17 protein-coding genes and 1 tRNA gene are annotated in these 16750 nt (G+C 73.4%); 16 read left to right on the forward strand and 2 right to left on the reverse strand.

All coding sequences use genetic code 11. The features are described from left to right. The first annotated feature begins 177 nt into the window (after positions 1-177). From ACY8FT_RS03010 to ACY8FT_RS03050, 9 genes are all read left to right on the forward strand, one after another. Positions 178-1065 carry a ParA family protein gene (locus tag ACY8FT_RS03010; protein WP_462418386.1) on the forward strand — a complete coding sequence of 296 codons (888 nt, stop codon included), beginning with the start codon at positions 178-180 and terminating at the stop codon, positions 1063-1065. After that, entirely contained in the window at positions 1062-1940 is an 879-nt protein-coding gene (locus tag ACY8FT_RS03015) for a segregation and condensation protein A (RefSeq protein WP_462417460.1), read from the forward strand. The genes ACY8FT_RS03010 and ACY8FT_RS03015 overlap by 4 nt, the downstream gene beginning before the upstream one ends. Next, positions 1933-2658: an SMC-Scp complex subunit ScpB gene (scpB, locus tag ACY8FT_RS03020; RefSeq protein WP_462417461.1), complete on the forward strand. Its 726-nt coding sequence runs from the start codon at positions 1933-1935 to the stop codon at positions 2656-2658. Before ACY8FT_RS03015 ends, scpB begins: the two co-directional genes overlap by 8 nt. Beyond that, positions 2658-3512 (forward strand): pseudouridine synthase, encoded by an 855-nt coding sequence (locus tag ACY8FT_RS03025; protein ID WP_462417462.1) that lies wholly within the window; start codon positions 2658-2660, stop codon positions 3510-3512. Before scpB ends, ACY8FT_RS03025 begins: the two co-directional genes overlap by 1 nt. Beyond that, complete coding sequence (gene cmk, locus ACY8FT_RS03030) at positions 3512-4258, forward strand: (d)CMP kinase (RefSeq protein WP_462417463.1); 747 nt, start codon at positions 3512-3514, stop codon at positions 4256-4258. The genes ACY8FT_RS03025 and cmk overlap by 1 nt, the downstream gene beginning before the upstream one ends. Further along, the gene (gene der, locus ACY8FT_RS03035; protein ID WP_462417464.1) at positions 4255-5799 is read left to right on the forward strand and encodes a ribosome biogenesis GTPase Der; all 1545 of its coding nucleotides are present in this window, start codon (positions 4255-4257) and stop codon (positions 5797-5799) included. The genes cmk and der overlap by 4 nt, the downstream gene beginning before the upstream one ends. Positions 5800-5863: 64 nt before the next feature. Further along, positions 5864-5940: transfer RNA gene (locus tag ACY8FT_RS03040), tRNA-Pro, on the forward strand. A 103-nt stretch (positions 5941-6043) separates the two neighbouring features. Then, complete coding sequence (locus tag ACY8FT_RS03045) at positions 6044-9916, forward strand: Pls/PosA family non-ribosomal peptide synthetase (RefSeq protein WP_462417465.1); 3873 nt, start codon at positions 6044-6046, stop codon at positions 9914-9916. 55 nt (positions 9917-9971) lie between these two features. Next, a complete protein-coding gene (locus tag ACY8FT_RS03050) occupies positions 9972-11288 on the forward strand; it encodes a M1 family metallopeptidase (protein ID WP_462417466.1) in 1317 nt (438 codons plus the stop codon). 3 nt (positions 11289-11291) lie between these two features. On the opposite strand, the gene ACY8FT_RS03055 is transcribed toward ACY8FT_RS03050, so the two are convergent. Together ACY8FT_RS03055 and ACY8FT_RS03060 are read right to left on the reverse strand one after the other, a co-directional pair. After that, complete coding sequence (locus tag ACY8FT_RS03055; protein WP_462417467.1) at positions 11292-11822, reverse strand: 4'-phosphopantetheinyl transferase family protein; 531 nt, start codon at positions 11820-11822, stop codon at positions 11292-11294. A 29-nt stretch (positions 11823-11851) separates the two neighbouring features. After that, positions 11852-12091, reverse strand: coding sequence for a DUF6457 domain-containing protein (locus ACY8FT_RS03060; RefSeq protein WP_462417468.1), 240 nt, complete (start codon positions 12089-12091; stop codon positions 11852-11854). A gap of 94 nt (positions 12092-12185) precedes the next feature. Here ACY8FT_RS03060 and fdhD point away from each other — a divergent pair, with 94 nt between their 5' ends. From fdhD to ftsR, 7 genes are all read left to right on the forward strand, one after another. Continuing rightward, positions 12186-13055, forward strand: coding sequence for a formate dehydrogenase accessory sulfurtransferase FdhD (gene fdhD, locus ACY8FT_RS03065; RefSeq protein WP_462417469.1), 870 nt, complete (start codon positions 12186-12188; stop codon positions 13053-13055). Between the two features lie 53 nt (positions 13056-13108). After that, positions 13109-13933, forward strand: coding sequence for a DUF881 domain-containing protein (locus ACY8FT_RS03070; protein WP_462417470.1), 825 nt, complete (start codon positions 13109-13111; stop codon positions 13931-13933). Next, the gene (locus ACY8FT_RS03075; RefSeq protein ID WP_462417471.1) at positions 13930-14262 is read left to right on the forward strand and encodes a small basic family protein; all 333 of its coding nucleotides are present in this window, start codon (positions 13930-13932) and stop codon (positions 14260-14262) included. The genes ACY8FT_RS03070 and ACY8FT_RS03075 overlap by 4 nt, the downstream gene beginning before the upstream one ends. Continuing rightward, the gene (locus tag ACY8FT_RS03080) at positions 14255-15016 is read left to right on the forward strand and encodes a DUF881 domain-containing protein (protein ID WP_462417472.1); all 762 of its coding nucleotides are present in this window, start codon (positions 14255-14257) and stop codon (positions 15014-15016) included. Before ACY8FT_RS03075 ends, ACY8FT_RS03080 begins: the two co-directional genes overlap by 8 nt. A gap of 65 nt (positions 15017-15081) precedes the next feature. Then, a complete protein-coding gene (gene gcvH / locus ACY8FT_RS03085) occupies positions 15082-15471 on the forward strand; it encodes a glycine cleavage system protein GcvH (RefSeq protein WP_462417473.1) in 390 nt (129 codons plus the stop codon). Positions 15472-15543: 72 nt separating this feature from the next. Further along, positions 15544-15999 carry an FHA domain-containing protein gene (locus ACY8FT_RS03090; protein ID WP_462417474.1) on the forward strand — a complete coding sequence of 152 codons (456 nt, stop codon included), beginning with the start codon at positions 15544-15546 and terminating at the stop codon, positions 15997-15999. After that, complete coding sequence (gene ftsR, locus ACY8FT_RS03095; protein ID WP_462417475.1) at positions 15996-16706, forward strand: transcriptional regulator FtsR; 711 nt, start codon at positions 15996-15998, stop codon at positions 16704-16706. Before ACY8FT_RS03090 ends, ftsR begins: the two co-directional genes overlap by 4 nt. Positions 16707-16750 lie beyond the last annotated feature (44 nt).

Genomic DNA, 16750 nt, shown 5'->3' on the forward strand with positions numbered 1-16750 from the left:
CCCTCAACTGGAGGTAGACGCATATCCGGGGTCGAGGGTGAGGGTCTGACCGTCGGGCGCGGTCGCCTGTAGGGTGACCCCGTCGACAGGAGAGGACTTTCCACCGTGACTGAACGCTCGGACACCCGTGACCACATCGGGGCGACCCAGCCGTCGCTGGACGGCCTCGAGGCCCCCGTGGCCACCCGGGAGGACTCCGGGTCCCGGGCACGTCCGACGCCCGGATCTGCTCCGGTGCTCCGCCTCGACGACTTCCCCGAGCCCCAGCCCCTGCAGTCCCACGGCCCGGCGCGCGTGATCGCCCTGTGCAACCAGAAGGGCGGCGTCGGCAAGACGACCACCACGATCAACCTGGGTGCCGCCCTGGCCGAGGCCGGGCGCCGGGTGCTGCTGGTCGACTTCGACCCGCAGGGCGCGCTCTCGGTGGGCCTGGGCGTGCGGGCCGAGGAGTCGGGGCAGACCGTCTACGACCTGCTCATGGCGCCCTCGCGGGAGGCCGACGTGCACCAGGTGATCCGGCCGACCGAGACCGAGGGGCTCGACGTGCTCCCGGCGGACATCGACCTCTCCGCCGCCGAGGTGCAGCTGGTCAACGAGGTGGCCCGCGAGCAGGCGCTCGAGCGCGTGCTGCGCCCGGTGCTGGACGAGTACGACGTGGTCCTCATCGACTGCCAGCCCTCGCTGGGCCTGCTCACCGTGAACGCCCTCACGGCCTCGCACGGCGTGATCATCCCGCTGGAGACCGAGTACTTCGCCCTGCGCGGTGTGGCCCTGCTCGTCGAGACGATCGAGAAGATCACCGACCGCCTCAACCCGGTGCTGCGCATCGACGGGATCCTGCCCACGATGGTGGACGGGCGCACCCTCCACAGCCGTGAGGTCGTCGCGAGCGTGACCGAGCACTTCGGCGACCTGGTGTTCACCACCCCGATCCGCCGGACCGTGAAGTTCCCGGACGCCACGCTGGCCTCCGAGCCCATCACCACGTACGCCCCCGGGCACCCGGGTGCGGACGCCTACCGGCGCCTGGCGCGCGAGCTCATCGCGCGCGGCGGGGTGGCGTGAGTCCGGACCCGGACCACCCGGAGGCGCCCCCGGACGACGCCGTCCCCGGCGGGGTGCTGACGCACCGGCGCCCGGTGCCCTTCCGGGTCCACCAGGCCGCCTTCGAGGGGCCCTTCGACCTGCTGCTGGGCCTCATCTCGAAGCACCGCCTGGACATCACCGAGATCGCCCTCGCGCAGGTGACCGACGAGTTCATCGCCCACCTGCGCGAGGCGCAGCGGGCCGCGGCCCGGGCCGAGGCCGAGGGAGACCGGGCGGCAGCGGCCTGGCTGCTCAACGAGCTCTCCGAGTTCCTCGTCGTGGCCTCGACCCTGCTGGAGCTCAAGGCCAACCGCCTGCTGCCGGCCGAGACCCGCTCGGAGGTCGAGGACCTCGAGTTCATCGAGGCCCGCGACGTGCTGTTCGCGCGGCTGCTGCAGTACCGCGCCTACAAGCAGGTCGCCGCCTGGCTGGCCGACCGCTCCGGGCAGGTCTCCGGTGCCGTCCCCCGCATGGCCGGGCTGGAGGAGCGCTTCGCCAGCGTGTTGCCCGACCTCGTCATGGACGTCTCCCCGGAACAGCTCGCGATGGTCGCCGCCGGTGCGCTCAGTCCGCGGCCCGAGCCGGTCGTCGGTGTGGGCCACCTGCACGCACCCACGGTCAGCGTCACCGAGCAGGTCTCCCTGATGTCGGCACGCCTGCGCAGCGCCGGGCGGCTGTCCTTCGCCGAGCTCATCGGCGACGCGTCCACCCGGCTGGAGGTCGTCGGACGCTTCCTCGGGGTGCTGGAGATGCTGCGCTCGGGCACGGTCGACGTGACGCAGTCGGCACCACTGGGACCGATGGAGGTCGTCTGGTCCGCTCCGGGGACCGGGCACACTGGTCCCCGTGACTGAACGCGCCCCGGAGACCCGAGACGACGAGGACCCGCAGGGGCCCCTCGGCGTCGACGACCTGTCGGCCGCCCTGGAGGCCGTGCTCATGGTCGTCGACGAGCCCGTCACCGCGGCCGAGCTGGCGGAGGGCCTGGGCGTCGAGGCAGGGCGCGTCGAGCGCTGCCTGCAGGAGCTCGCGGCCGAGTACACCGCCCAGGGCAGGGGCTTCGACCTGCGCTCTGTCGCCGGCGCCTGGCGCGTGTACTCGCGCCCGGAACACGCCGAGGCCGTGGAGCGTTTCCTCGTCGGCGGTCGTCAGGCACGTCTGACGCAGGCGGCGCTGGAGACCCTTGCGGTCATCGCGTACCGTCAGCCGATCAGCCGGGGCCGGGTCGCCGCGGTGCGCGGCGTCAACGTCGACGGCGTGGTCCGCACCCTGGTCGCCCGGGGCCTCATCGCCGAGACGGGCAGCGAGCCCAGCGGAGCGGTGCTCTACGGCACCACGCACCAGTTCCTGGAGCGGATGGGACTGGACGGGCTCGACGACCTGCCGGACCTGGCGCCCTACCTGCCCGATGCAGGGGACGTGGACGACATCGCCGCCGGGCTGCCGGTGCCCGCACGACCCGGCCGGACCGACGAGCAGCAGCAGGACGGTGCGCCCGAGGAACCCGGTGCTCCGGGTGGCGCCGCAGCCGCCGACACGACAGAGCAGCACAGCCAGGAAGGTGAGCAGTGATGACACGCCGCGACAACGGCACCGGCCGCCCCAACGGCCAGGGCAAGCGGGGGACCGGGGGCTTCGGCCCGGTCCGCAAGCGCCGCTCCCGACCGACGGGCGCCCAGACCGAGCACGACGTGCACACCGCCGACGGCGAGCGCCTGCAGAAGGTGCTCGCCGCGGCCGGCCTCGGCTCGCGCCGGGCGTGCGAGGAGATGATCACCGACGGGCGCGTGGAGGTCGACGGCCAGCCGGTGCTCGAGCTCGGTGTGCGCGTCGACCCCTCCCGGCAGCGGGTGGCGGTCGACGGGCTGCCGGTGCAGCTGGACGAGTCGAAGGTGTACCTCGTGTTCAACAAGCCGGTCGGCGTCATCTCCACCATGGAGGACGAGGAGGGCCGTCCGACGGTGGGCGACTACACCTTCACGCGCAAGCAGCGGCTGTTCCACGTGGGGCGGCTGGACCAGGACACCTCCGGTCTGCTGCTGCTCACCAACGACGGCGAGTTCGCCCACCGCATGCAGCACCCGAGCTACTCGGTGGCCAAGACCTACGTGGCCAAGGTGCCCGGCCCGGTCCGCAAGGGGCTGGGCAACACCCTGCGCGAGGGCGTCGAGCTCGAGGACGGCGTGGTGAAGGTCGACGACTTCTCGGTCGTCGACTCCCAGCCCGGCTGGGCCCTGGTGCAGGTGGTCATCCACGAGGGGCGCAAGCACGTCGTGCGTCGCCTGCTGGAGGCCGTGGGGCACCCGGTGCACGAGCTCGTGCGCACCCAGGTGGGCGAGATCCGGATGGGTGACCTGCGACCGGGCAACGTGCGGGCCGTGACGCCGGACGAGCTCGCCCGCACCATGAAGGCGGTCGGTCTGTGATGCGGCTTCCCTACTCGGCCTCGCGCCGTCACCCGCGGCTGGAGGAGCTCGACGTCCCGGTGACCGTCGCCGTCGACGGGCCCTCCGGATCGGGCAAGTCCACCGTCTCGCGCACCGTGGCCATGGCCTTCGACCTCGCCTACCTGGACACCGGGGCCATGTTCCGGGCGCTCACCTGGGCGGCGCTGGAGGACCAGGTGGACCTCCGTGACGTCGAGGCGGTCGCCCACCTGGCGCGCACGGCCCCGCTGCACCAGTCCACCGACCCGACCGCACCCGGTGTGTGGGTGGGGGAGCAGGACGTCAGCCGCGCCATCCGCGACAGCCGCATCTCCTCGCAGGTCTCTGCGGTGGCGACCAACCTGGACGTCCGCGGTGAGCTCGCGCGGCGGCAGCGGGAGATCATCGCGCAGTCCCGCACCCGTGGGCGCGGCATCGTGGCCGAGGGCCGCGACATCACGACGGTCATCGCCCCCGACGCACGGGTGCGCATCCTGCTGACGGCCGACGAGGAGGCCCGCCTGCGCCGCCGGCAGCGGCAGACCGGCGGGCGCTCGGTCTCCGAGGCCACCCGCGACGAGGTGCTGCGCCGCGACCGCGACGACTCGACCGTCTCCAACTTCACCACCGCCGCCGACGGCGTCACCACCATCGACACCTCGCACCTGGACCTGAACGGGTCCGTCGAGGCCGTCGTGCAGGTGGTGCTCGACCGCGCCGGCCGGACCCCCGAGGGAGCAGCATGAGCGACCAGGAGCGCCACCAGGACGACGAGGTCGAGGTGGAGGTCGTGTACCCCACCCCCGACGAGCAGGGGGTGCCCGAGGACCTCGACGCGCCGGACACCGAGGTGGAGACCGCCTACGCCACCGCGCTGCGGGCCGGCCTGGACGAGTTCGCGCTCGAGGAGGAGGACGCCGCCCTGCTCGAGGGCGAGGTCGACCTCGACGCGCACGGCAACCGGGGCACCTCGCTGCCGGTCGTGGCGATCGTCGGGCGTCCCAACGTCGGCAAGTCGACGCTGGTCAACCGCTTCCTGGGCCGCCGCGAGGCCGTGGTGCAGGACGAGCCGGGCGTCACCCGCGACCGCGTGACCTACCGGGCCGAGTGGAACGGCGTGCCGTTCATGGTCATGGACACCGGGGGCTGGGAGCTCGACGCCCGCGGCATCCAGCGCCACGTCGCCCAGCAGGCCGAGGTGGCCGTGGAGCTGGCGGACGTCATCGTCTTCGTCGTGGACGCCACCGTCGGGGCCACCGATGCCGACGAGGACGTCGTCAAGCTGCTGCGGCGCTCGAGGAAGCCGGTGCTGCTCGTGGCCAACAAGGTCGACGACGTGAACCGGGAAGGCGAGGCCGCGGCCCTGTGGAGCATGGGGCTCGGCCAGCCGTGGCCGGTCTCGGCGCTGCACGGCAAGGGCTCGGGCGACCTGCTCGACGAGGTCCTGGACAGCTTTCCCGACGAGCCGAGCTCCGAGGCCGGCCGTGTCGTCGGCGGGCCCCGACGGGTGGCGCTGCTGGGGCGGCCGAACGTCGGCAAGTCCTCGCTGCTCAACCGGCTGGCAGGCTCCGACCGCGTGGTCGTGGACAACGTCGCCGGCACCACCCGTGACCCGGTGGACGAGTACATCGAGCTCGATGGGCGCACCTGGATGTTCGTGGACACCGCTGGCATCCGCCGGCGCGTCCACCAGACGCGGGGGGTGGACTTCTACGCCTCGCTGCGCACCCAGAGCGCGCTGGAGAAGGCCGAGGTGGCCGTCGTCCTCATCGACGCCGGGGTGGAGATCGCCGAGCAGGACATCCGCGTCGTGCAGCAGGTGATCGACTCCGGTCGGGCGCTGGTGATCGCCTACAACAAGTGGGACACCACCGACGACGAGCGGCGCCGGTACCTGGAGCGCGAGATCGAGCGCGAGCTCGTGCAGGTGCAGTGGGCCCCGCGGGTGAACATCTCGGCGACCTCCGGGCGTCACGTGGACCGCCTCGTCCCGGCGCTGGAGACGGCGCTGGAGAGCTGGGACGCCCGCATCCCGACCGGGCGGCTCAACTCCTACCTCGGGGAGGTCGTGGCCGAGCACCCGCACCCGGTGCGCTCGGGCAAGCAGCCGCGCATCCTGTTCGCCACCCAGGCCTCCAGCCGGCCGCCCAAGTTCGTGGTCTTCGCCTCGGGCTTCTTGGAGCACTCCTACCGGCGCTTCCTGGAGCGCAAGCTCCGCGATCGCTTCGGCTTCGAGGGCAGCCCGGTCGAGATCTCGGTGCGGGTCCGGGATCGCCGCCGCCGCTGAGTGGCCGGTTGGGGGAGAGCCCGACCGATGGGTTATGGTTCTCTCCGCTCCGCAACCGGAGCATCGGGCTGTGGCGCAGTTTGGTAGCGCACCTGACTGGGGGTCAGGGGGTCGCAGGTTCAAATCCTGTCAGCCCGACCACGCGAGGAGCCCCACCCGAAGGTGGGGCTCCTCGCGTGTGTCCAGGGCCTGTGTCGTTCAGCAGGCGTTCACCGTACGTTCAGTTTTCTGAGATACTTCACGGATGCCTGCTTCTCTCGCGACCACCGGGCGCGACCCGCTGCGCGCCGGTCGCCGCTCGCCCTCGCCCCGCACCCTGGTCGACCTCTTCCTGCACACCGTGGCGAACTCAGGTGCGGCACCGGCCATCCAGGCCGGTGGCAGCGTGCTCACCTACGACGGGTTCCACGAAGCTGCCGCCGAGCTCGCCGGGCGGCTGGCGGAGCTCGGCATCGGCCGCGGCGACAAGGTGGGCGTGCGTGTCCCCTCCGGCACCGCCGACCTGTACGTCGCGATCATGGGCGTCCTGCTCGCCGGGGCGGCCTACGTGCCCGTCGACGCCGACGACCCCGACGAGCGCGCCCGCACCGTCTTTGAGGAGTCGCATGCCGCGGCGGTCGTGAGTGCGGACCTGGTCGTCTCCTCCCGCCTGTCCGAGGCGCGCGAGTCCGTCGAGCCGGAGCTCCCGGACCTCGAGGACGACTGCTGGGTGATCTTCACCTCCGGCTCCACGGGCAAGCCCAAGGGCGTGGCCGTCGCCCACCGCTCGGCGGCCGCGTTCGTCGACGCCGAGTCGCGCCTCTTCCTGCAGCGCGCACCGATCGGCCCCGGCGACCGCGTCATGGCCGGGCTGTCGGTCGCGTTCGACGCCAGCTGTGAGGAGATGTGGCTCGCCTGGGCCCACGGCGCCTGCCTGGTGCCGGCCCCGCGCTCCCTGGTGCGCTCCGGGGTGGATCTGGGCCCGTGGCTGGTCGCCAACGACATCACCGTCGTCTCCACCGTGCCGACCCTGGTCTCGATGTGGCCGGCCGAGGCGATGGACCGCGTGCGCCTGCTCATCGTGGGCGGTGAGGCGTGCCCGCCGGAGCTCGGGGCACGCTTCGCGACGGACACCCGCGAGGTGTGGAACACCTACGGCCCCACCGAGGCGACCGTCGTCGCCTGTGCCGCGCAGGTCACGGCCGAGCCGCCGGTGCGCATCGGTCTGCCGCTGGACGGCTGGGACCTCGCCGTCGTCGACGAGCAGGGACAGCCGGTCGCGCCAGGAGAGGAGGGCGAGCTGATCATCGGCGGCGTCGGGCTGGCCCGGTACCTCGACCCCGAGAAGGACGCGGAGAAGTACGCGCCGATGCCGACGCTCGGCTGGGAGCGCGCCTACCGGTCCGGCGACGTCGTGGTGAACGACCCCGAGGGCCTGCTCTTCCGCGGCCGGGCGGACGACCAGGTGAAGGTGGGCGGGCGCCGCATCGAGCTGGGGGAGATCGACTCCGCCCTGCTGCAGCTGCCCGGGGTCGGCGGGGCGGCGGCCGCGATCCGCAAGACGGAGTCCGGCAACTCCCTCATCGTCGGCTACCTGACGGTGGACGAGACCTTCGACCGGTCCGCCTCGGTGGCCCGCCTGCGCGCCGACATGCCCGCGGCCCTGGTGCCCCGCCTGGCCGTCGTGCCAGACCTGCCGACGCGCACCAGCGGCAAGATCGACCGGGACGCCCTGCCGTGGCCGCTCCCGGACGACGAGGCCGGTGCGAGCGACCTGGGTGAGATCGAGCAGTGGCTCGCCGACATCTGGAACACCGTCCTGGGCGCCCGGCCCACCAGCGGCGACGAGGACTTCTTCGAGCTCGGCGGCGGTTCGCTCACCGCCGCCCAGATCGTCGCGAGGGTGCGGGAGCGCTACGTCAACGCCACCGTCGCCGACGTCTACGAGCACCACACGCTCGGGTCCTTCGCGGGGTGGCTGCAGACGCTCGACAGCTCGACCGGGCGGCTCAACGAGCAGGTGGCACCGGTGGGGAGGGGCGTCCGGTTCGGGCAGCTCCTGGCCCTGCTGGGTCTCCGGACCGTCAGCGGCCTGCGCTGGGTCTTCTGGCTGGCCCTCGGTGTCCGTGTCGCCGACGCCCTCGGCTGGGAGGCAGCGGCGCTCGTGCCGCCGGCTCCGTGGTGGCTGCTGGGCCTCGTGTGGCTCGTGCTCGTTCTGCCGGCCGGTCGGCTCGCCCTCTCGGCACTGGTCGCCCGGGTGCTCCTGCGCGGGGTGCGCCCGGGCAGCCACCCGCGGGGAGGCGGGGTGCACTTCCGGCTCTGGCTCGCCGAGCGCTTCGCCGACGAGGCCGGGGCGGGCCTGGTCTCCGGCGCGGGTCTGGTGCGCTGGTACGCCCGCCTGCTCGGCTGCCGCGTCGGCCGGGGCACCGACCTGCACGCCATGCCGCCCGTCACGGGCCTGCTCACCCTGGGGGACGGCTGCGCCGTCGAGCCGGAGGTGGACCTGCAGGGCCACTGGGTCGACGGCGAGACGCTCCACGTCGGGGCCGTCGAGATCGGGGACCGGGCGCGCATCGGTGCCCGGTCCACCCTCGTCGGGGGCACCCGCATCGGGGCGGGCAGCGAGATCGCGCCCGGGTCGACCGTGTTCGGCGAGGTCCCGGCCGGCCAGCGGTGGTCCGGGTCGCCGGCCATCCGCACGGGGAAGGCCCGGGGCCCCTGGGCCGAGCCGCCCCGCTCCCGGCCGGTCTTCATCGCCCTCTACGCCCTGACCGGCGTGCTGATCTCCCTGCTGCCGCTGCTGGCGGTCGCGGTGGCCGGGCTCGTGCTGTGGCTGCCGCTCGCCGGGGCCGACTCGCTCGGCGAGGCCCTGGGCGCCGCGCTCCTGTGGCTCCCGCTTGCGGGGCTGGTGGGCTACCTGACCCTGGCGCTGCTCGTGCTCGTGCTGGTGCGGCTGGCCGGCGTCGGGCTCGAGGGCGGGTGCTACCCGACGCAAAGCCGTCGGGCGCTGCAGGCCTGGGCGACCCTGCGCCTCATGGACGAGGCCCGCACCTGGCTGTTCCCGATGTACGCCGGGGCCATCACGTCCTGGTGGCTGCGGGCCCTGGGCGCCCGCATCGGCAAGGACGCCGAGGCCTCGACCGTGCTGATGATCCCCCGCCTGACGCGGGTGGGAGCCGGGGCCTTCCTGGCCGACGACACCTTCATCGGCGGGTACGAGCTCGGGGGCGGCTGGCTGCGCGTCGAGCGGGTGAAGATCGGCCGCGGCGCGTTCGTCGGCAACTCGGGCATGACGGCGCCGGGTCGCAAGGTGCCCAAGGAGTCCCTCGTCGCGGTGCTCTCGGCCGCACCGCGACGCAAGAAGGCGAAGGCAGGTGCCTCCTGGGTGGGCTCGCCGCCGGAGAAGCTGCGCCGCGCCCCCTCCGAGGTGGACACCTCCCGCACCTACGCGCCGCCCTTCCGGCTGCGCCTCCTGCGCGCCCTGGTGGAGAGCTGCCGCGTGCTCGCGCTGCTCGCGCACCTCGTGCTGCACGTGCTCGGCGCCGCCGCGCTCTGCTGGGTCGCGGCCCGCTGGGGGTGGGCCGTCGCCGGGGCCTTCTCCGGGCTGGTGCTGCTGGCCTGCGGCCTGCTGGCGGTCGGGACCGCGCTGGTGGCCAAGTGGCTGCTGGTGGGGCGGTGGAAGCCGTCCGAGCACCCGCTGTGGTCCGGCATGGTCTGGCGCGGCGAGCTGGCCGACGCCTTCGTCGAGTCCGTCGCGGTGCCGTGGCTGCTCCGTGCGGTCCCGGGCACGCCCCTGCTGAACCTCTACTTCCGGGCCATGGGCGCCCGGGTCGGGCGCGGCGTGTGGTGCGAGACCTACTGGCTGCCGGAGCACGACCTCATCGAGCTCGGTGCCGGCGCGACGGTCAACCGGGGCTGCGTCGTGCAGACCCACCTCTTCCACGACCGCATCCTGGCGATGGACCGGGTGCAGCTCGCCGAGGGCGCGACGATCGGGCCGAACTCCGTGATCCTGCCCGCCTCGACCCTCGGCCGCGACGCGACCGTCGGCCCCGGCTCGCTCGTGATGCGCGGGGAGTCCGCGCCCGAGAAGACCCGGTGGGTCGGCAACCCCATCGGGCCGTGGGTGGAGGACTAGTCTTGACCGCTCCCGCGAACCCCTCTGCGGCAACCCCCTCGACGAACAGGCGTCCATGACCCACCCCGACCCGTATCTGCGCGCACACGGCGACACCCGCTACCGCGTCTCCCACTACGACCTCGCCCTCACCTACGCGGTGGCGAGCAACCGCCTCGAGGAGCGGGCGCGCCTGCACGTCGAGATCGCCGAGCCGACCAACCGCCTGCACGTCGACCTGCGGGGGCTGCAGCTCGGCTCCGCCAGCGTCGACGGCTCGCCGGTCAGGTACCGCCGTCGGGACGGTGGCTGGGCGATCAACGTCGGCGACCGCACCGTCGGCGAGCGCTTCGTCCTGGAGCTCAAGGTCTCGGGCAAGCCCCGACCGGTGCCCGGCGCCCACGGCGAGGCCGGGTGGGAGGAGCTCACCGACGGCTCGATGGTGGGCTCCCAGCCGCAGGGGGCGCCGTCCTGGTTCCCGTGCAACAACGACGCCGCGGACAAGGCCACCTACCGCATCGAGGTGCTCACCGACCCCGACTTCCACGTGGTGGCCAACGGCACCCGCACCGAGTGCACGCGCGAGGGGCGGCGCACCCGGTGGGTGTACGAGATGGAGCGGCCGATGTCGCCCTACCTGGCCACGCTGCAGGTCGGCCACTACGTCGAGACGGCGTGCGCGGCGGAGGTTCCCGTGACGATCGTGCACCCGTCGGGGGTGCAGGTCGGGGAGGGGACCGCGTTCGAGCACCAGGGGCGCATGGTGGACCACTTCACCGAGCTCTTCGGCCGCTACCCGTTCGCGCAGTACCGGGCGGTCGTCGTCGACGACGAGCTCGAGATCCCGCTGGAGGCCCAGGGCCTGAGTACCTTCGGGCGCAACTTCGTCGAGCCGGTCTGGGAGAACGAGCGCCTGGTCGCCCACGAGCTCGCGCACCAGTGGTTCGGCAACGCGGTCACCGGTGCGCTGCTGCAGGACATCTGGCTGAACGAGGGCTTCGCCTGCTACGCCGAGTGGCTGTGGTCCGACCACCGCTCCGAGTCGGACGACACGCCCACGGTCCAGGAGCAGGCCGCCTTCTACCACGCGAAGCTCGAGGACCTCGACGAGGGCGTGACCCTCGCCGAGCCCGGCATGGAGCTCATGTTCGACGACTGGGTGTACAAGCGCGGTGCGCTGACCCTGCACGCGCTGCGGGCCGTGGTCGGTGACGAGCTCTTCTTCCACCTGGTGCGCAGCTGGGTCCAGGTGCACGAGGGCGCCACCGGGTCCACCGCGCAGTTCGAGGCGCACTGCGTCGAGGCGGCAGGTGACCTCGGCGTCCGGGTGGCCGAGACGCTGCACGCCTGGCTGCACGAGCCCGAGCTGCCCGACCTTCCCGAGCTCGGCTGACGCTCAGGACCGGACGAGGCGGACCGCGGCCGGCGGGGTGACCGCCACCGCGACCACCTGCCCGTCGTGCTCGAGGTCGACCACCGTGCCGTCGGGTCCCTGCCGGACGGTGCCGTCCTTCCCGAGCCACACCGCGCGGGGGTCGGTGGACAGCCCCGTGCCGTGCGCCTTGAGCAGGGCCTCCTTGCGGACCCACAGGCGGGTGCGGGCGTCGTCGTCCGCACACCGTTCCCGGGGGTGGAGGGCGAGGTCGTCGAAGCCCTCGAAGGCGGCCGCGCCCGCGTTCTCGACGTCCACGCCCACGGCGGAGCCGACGCAGACCGCGACGACCGCCGGGCCGGGCGTGCGGGGGCGCGAGAGGGACACGAAGGTCTCGGCGGTGCCGAGGAGGACCGGGCGGCCGTGCTGGTCCGAGCCGCACCGGGGGCAGGCACGCGTCAGGGTCAGGCCCTCGACACCCGTCACGGCGGTGGCCAGCGCCAGCAGGGCTTCCTCGGCGTCCCCGGTGGTGCGCGCCAGATGGACCTCGGGCATGACCGAACCGTAGACCGCCCTGCAGGGGCTCAGTGCCGGCGCTGCTCGACCAGGCGCTCCACCGCGGCCACCGCCTCGTCCACGCTCGCCCCACCGGCCACGGCGTGACCGATCAGGTAGGTCGTCAACGGGCCGGCCACCTTGGTGACACCGTGCGCGGCCTCGCGCGTGACGTCCAGGAGCTGCCGGCTCGGGACGGGCGCGTCCACGCCCAGTGCGTCGGACAGGTCGTGGATCCAGCCGTCCAGGTCGACGGGGTCCTCGGCCACGGGGCCTCCTCTCCTGGGGCGTGCGGCGGGGTCAGCGTAGGTCCCCGCGCCCCGTGGGGCAGGTCGGCCCGGAGCGGCGTGGGAGGATCCCCCGATGGGCCGCATCACCGTCCGCCGACCGCTCCACCGCGTCCGGGGCGAGCAGGAGCCGCGCCGCGTCGTGGACACGCTGGCCGTCGAGGAGCCGCTGGAGATCCGCGTGGACGGGCGGCCGCTGGCGGTGACCATGCGCACTCCGGGGCACGACGTCGAGCTGGCGACGGGCTTCCTGGTCTCCGAGGGGGTGCTGCGGACGGGGTCCCACCTGCGTGCGGCGATCCACTGCGGCGGACCGGGCACCGGCGGCACCGAGGGCAACACCTACAACGTGCTCGATCTCGCGCTCGCCCCCGGCATCGCCCCGCCCGACCCGTCGGCCGAGCGGAACTTCTACACCACGAGCAGCTGCGGCGTCTGCGGGAAGGCCAGCATCGAGGCGGTGCACACGGTCTCGGTCCACGACGTCGCCGCCGACCCCGTGCGCCTGACGCCGCAGCTGGTCACCTCGCTGCCGGTGGCCCTGCGTGCGCAGCAGAAGGTCTTCGAGAGCACCGGCGGGCTCCACGCCGCCGGTCTCTTCGACGCCGCCAGCGGGGAGGCGCTCGTCGTGCGCGAGGACGTCGGCCGCCACAACGCGGTCGACAAGGTCGTGGGCTGGGCCGCCCAGCACGACCTCCTGCCGGCCACCGGGACGGTGCTGCAGGTCTCCGGGCGGGCCAGTTTCGAGCTCGTCCAGAAGGCGGTCATGGCCGGCATCCCGGTGCTGAGCGCGGTGTCCGCCCCGTCCTCGCTGGCCGCCGAGCTCGCGGAGGATCGTGGGCTCACCCTCATCGGCTTCGTGCGCGGTGAGTCGCTGAACGTCTACGCGCGGGCCGATCGCGTGCTGGACGACCTCGGTGGCGAGGGGGTCGTCGGGCCCCGGTAGTAGGATCCGGGCTCACCAGCGAGGCAGCCCCGGTCGGGTTCGGGAGGAGTGGGATGGCGCAGCAGACCCCTCGGCACCGACCGACCAATCTCATCGAGGAGCTCCTGGCCAACCCCGTGGAGCCCGCCTACGCCGAGGAGCACGCGCGCCGTCGGCGGGCTGGGCACGCGGGGTCCCCGCGCCGTGGGACCGGGAGAGTGGCCCTGACCCTCACCCTGCTCGTCATCGGTCTGCTGGTGGCGGTCGGCTACGTGGGCCTGCGGCCGGACGAGGTCGCCTCCTCACCTCGGGCGGAGCTCGCCGCCAGGCTGCAGGAGCGGCAGGACCTCTACCAAGAGCAGGCCGCCGCCCTGGACCGCGAGCAGCGCGCCGTCGAGGCCGAGCAGCAGTCGGTGCTGCGCAGCGGCGGGGACGAGGACGCCGCCCGGACGCTGGAGGCGCACGGCGTCGCCGCGGGAGCCACGGAGGTCGAGGGGGACGGCGTGCGCATCGAGCTCGACGACGCCCCCGGGGCGGACCCGCAGGAGCGCGTGGTGGCCGCCGACCTGCAGCGCACGGTGAACCTGCTGTGGGCCGCGGACGCCCGGGCCGTCAGCATCAACGACCACCGGCTCAGCTCCACCGCCGGCATCCGCTTCGCCGGCAAGGCCCTCGTGGTGGACTTCCGCGCCCTCGAGCGCCCCTACGTCATCGAGGCGGTCGGGCCCGCCGACCTGCCCGAGCGCTTCGACGAGCTCGGTGGGCCGGACCGTCTGGCGGCCCTGCGCGACGAGCTCGGCCTGCGCACCTCCTGGGAGCGCGCGAACGGCCTCACGCTGCCCGCCGACCCGACCCTGACCCTGCACCACGCCCGCCCCGTCACCGTGGAGTCGCCATGATCCCTGCCCTCGGACTGCTGCTCGGCATCGTGCTGGGCATCTGGCTCCAGCCCGACGTGCCCTGGTGGCTCGAGCCCTACCTGCCCATCGCGGTCATCGCCGCCCTGGACGCGGTCTTCGGCGGTGCCCGGGCCGCGCTGGACGGGATCTTCTCCGAGAAGGTCTTCGTGGTCTCGTTCCTGTCCAACGTGCTGGTCGCCGCGTTCATCGTGTGGATCGGCGACCAGCTGGGCGTGGGCTCGCAGCTGACCACGGGCGTGGTGGTCGTCCTGGGGCTGCGCATCTTCAGCAACCTCGCCGGCATCCGGAGGCACCTCTTCCATGCCTGAGCAGCCCGAGCGGACGCACCCCGCCTCGCAGGTGGCCGACGAGCGGCTGCAGGACGTGAGGCCCGACGGTGCCGCGCAGCAGGACGCGCACCGGCGGGGATGGCGCGTGTTCCGCGGCCGGGGGAGCCTGACCGCCGCCCTGCTGCTGGGCCTCCTGGGCTTCGCACTGTCCACCAGCTCGCTGGACCCGCAGCGCGGCGCGGTCCGGGAGCTCACCGAGGCGGAGATGGTCGAGCTGCTGCACGACGTGGAGCAGCACGACTCCGAGCTCGACGCCCAGCGCCGCGCGCTGGAGGAGCAGAAGGCCGAGCTGGCCGCCGGCCGGGACAGCTCGGCCGCCGAGCGGCAGGCCCGCGAGCGCAGCCAGGAGCTCGGGATCCTCGCCGGGGTGCTCCCTGCCGCCGGGCCGGGCATCCAGCTGACGATCCCGGGGGGCGAGGGCATCGGCGCCCCGGTGCTGCTGGACGCGGTGCAGGAGCTCCGGGACGCCGGCGCCGAGGCGATGGAGGTCAACGGGCACCGCGTGGTCGCCAGCAGCTCGTTCGTCGAGGACGCCGAGGGGCGGGTGGTCATGGACGGCGAGCGATTGGCCCCGCCCTACCGGTTGAAGGCGATCGGGCCGGGGGACACGATGGCCACGGCCATGCGGATCCCCGGCGGGATCGTCGAGTCGGCCAAGCAGGACGGCGCCTCGGTGACCGTCGTGACGCTGGACGAGGTGCGCGTCGAGTCGACGGTGCCGCTGCCGGAGTGACCGAGCGCGGTCGCCTGCGTGACCGCAGACACTAGGATTGCCCCACCATCACCCGAAGGAGCGCGATGAGCGACATGGAATACCCCAAGGACCTGCTGTACACGGACAAGCACGAGTGGCTCCGTGAGTCCGGCGACGGTGTCTACCGCGTCGGCATCACCGCCTACGCCCAGGACGCCCTCGGCGACGTGGTCTTCGTGACCCTGCCCGCGGTCGGTGACACCTTCGCGCGCGACGACGCGGCCGGTGAGGTCGAGTCGACCAAGTCCGTCAGCGACGTCTACGCCCCGCTGAGCGGCGAGGTCACCGCCGTCAACGATGCCCTGGACTCCGCTCCCGAGTCGATCAACTCCGACCCCTACGGTGAGGGCTGGATGTTCGAGATGAAGGTCTCCGAGGCCTCCGAGGTGGAGGAGCTCCTCGACGCCGAGGCCTACTCCGCGACGCTCGACTGAGCGTCCACCCCCTCACGACGGGTGCCCGGTGCGCCGGGCGCCCGTCGTCCACCACGTGAAAGGATCAGGCGCATGAGCACCACCCCGGAGGACAGTCCGCGCGTCCCGGGACCGGAGACGGCGCGCATCGACGTGTCGGACGGTGCCGTGCCCGTCGCCCAGTCGCGCACCACGAGTGCGCTCACCGACGAGGAGCTGCGGCTGATCGAGGCGCTGCGCCCGGGCACGGCGCTGCTGCTGGTTCCCAGCGGCCCGTCGGCCGGCGCCCGGTACCTGCTGGACCAGGAGAACACCACCGTCGGTCGCGCCGCGGAGCAGGACATCCTGCTGGACGACGTGACGGTCTCCCGGCACCACGCGCGCTTCGTCGCGGTCGGCGGAGGCTTCCAGGTGGTGGACTCCCGCTCCACGAACGGCACCTACCTGAACGGTGAGCCGGTCGAGGCGGCCGAGCTCGCCGAGGGCGACGTCGTGCAGATCGGCAAGTTCCGGCTGACCTTCCACCCCGCGAGCGCCCCTGCCGCATGACGGGCGCGGGTCAGCACACGATCGGACAGGTGGTCCGGGCCCTCTCGGAGGAGTTCCCCGACCTGACGATCTCCAAGATCCGCTTCCTGGAGGGCAAGGGGCTCATCAACCCGGAGCGGACCCCCTCGGGCTACCGCATGTTCTCCGACACCCAGGTGGACCGCCTGCGCTTCATCCTGACCTCCCAGCGCGACCGCTTCTGGCCGCTGCGGGTGATCGCCGACGCTCTGGACCAGATGGACCGCGGGCTGGCCGTCGACCTCGACGCCCCGGCCCCCGGCCGCCCCGCGCCGCCGCCGCAGGGCGCCCTGCCGTCGGCCTCCGCCCCGGCGGTGCAGGCCGCCGACTTCGCCTCCTCGGACGAGTCGGTGCGCGTGAGCCGGTCCGAGCTCTGCCGCAGCGCCGGGGTGGAGCCGTCCCTGCTGGACGACATGTCCTCCTTCGGCCTCGTCCACGCCGACCGGGACGGCTGGTACACCTCCTACGACGTGGAGATCGCCCGGGCCGTGGGCACCTTCGCCGAGTTCGGCCTGGAGCCGCGTCACCTGCGCATGTTCCGCCTCACCGCCGACCGCGAGGCCGCCCTGGTGCAGCAGACGCTCACCGCCTTCCGCCCGGCCCCCGAGGAGCGGGAGAGGCGGCGTGGCCAGCTGGCCGCCGCCTGCCTCTCACTGCACGTCGCCCTGGTGCGCGCCGAGCTGGGCTGACGTCCTGGAATGTCCTCACCCTCGACGTCAGGGTGAGGTGGCGA

This window comes from Kytococcus sp. Marseille-QA3725 (genome assembly GCF_054950055.1).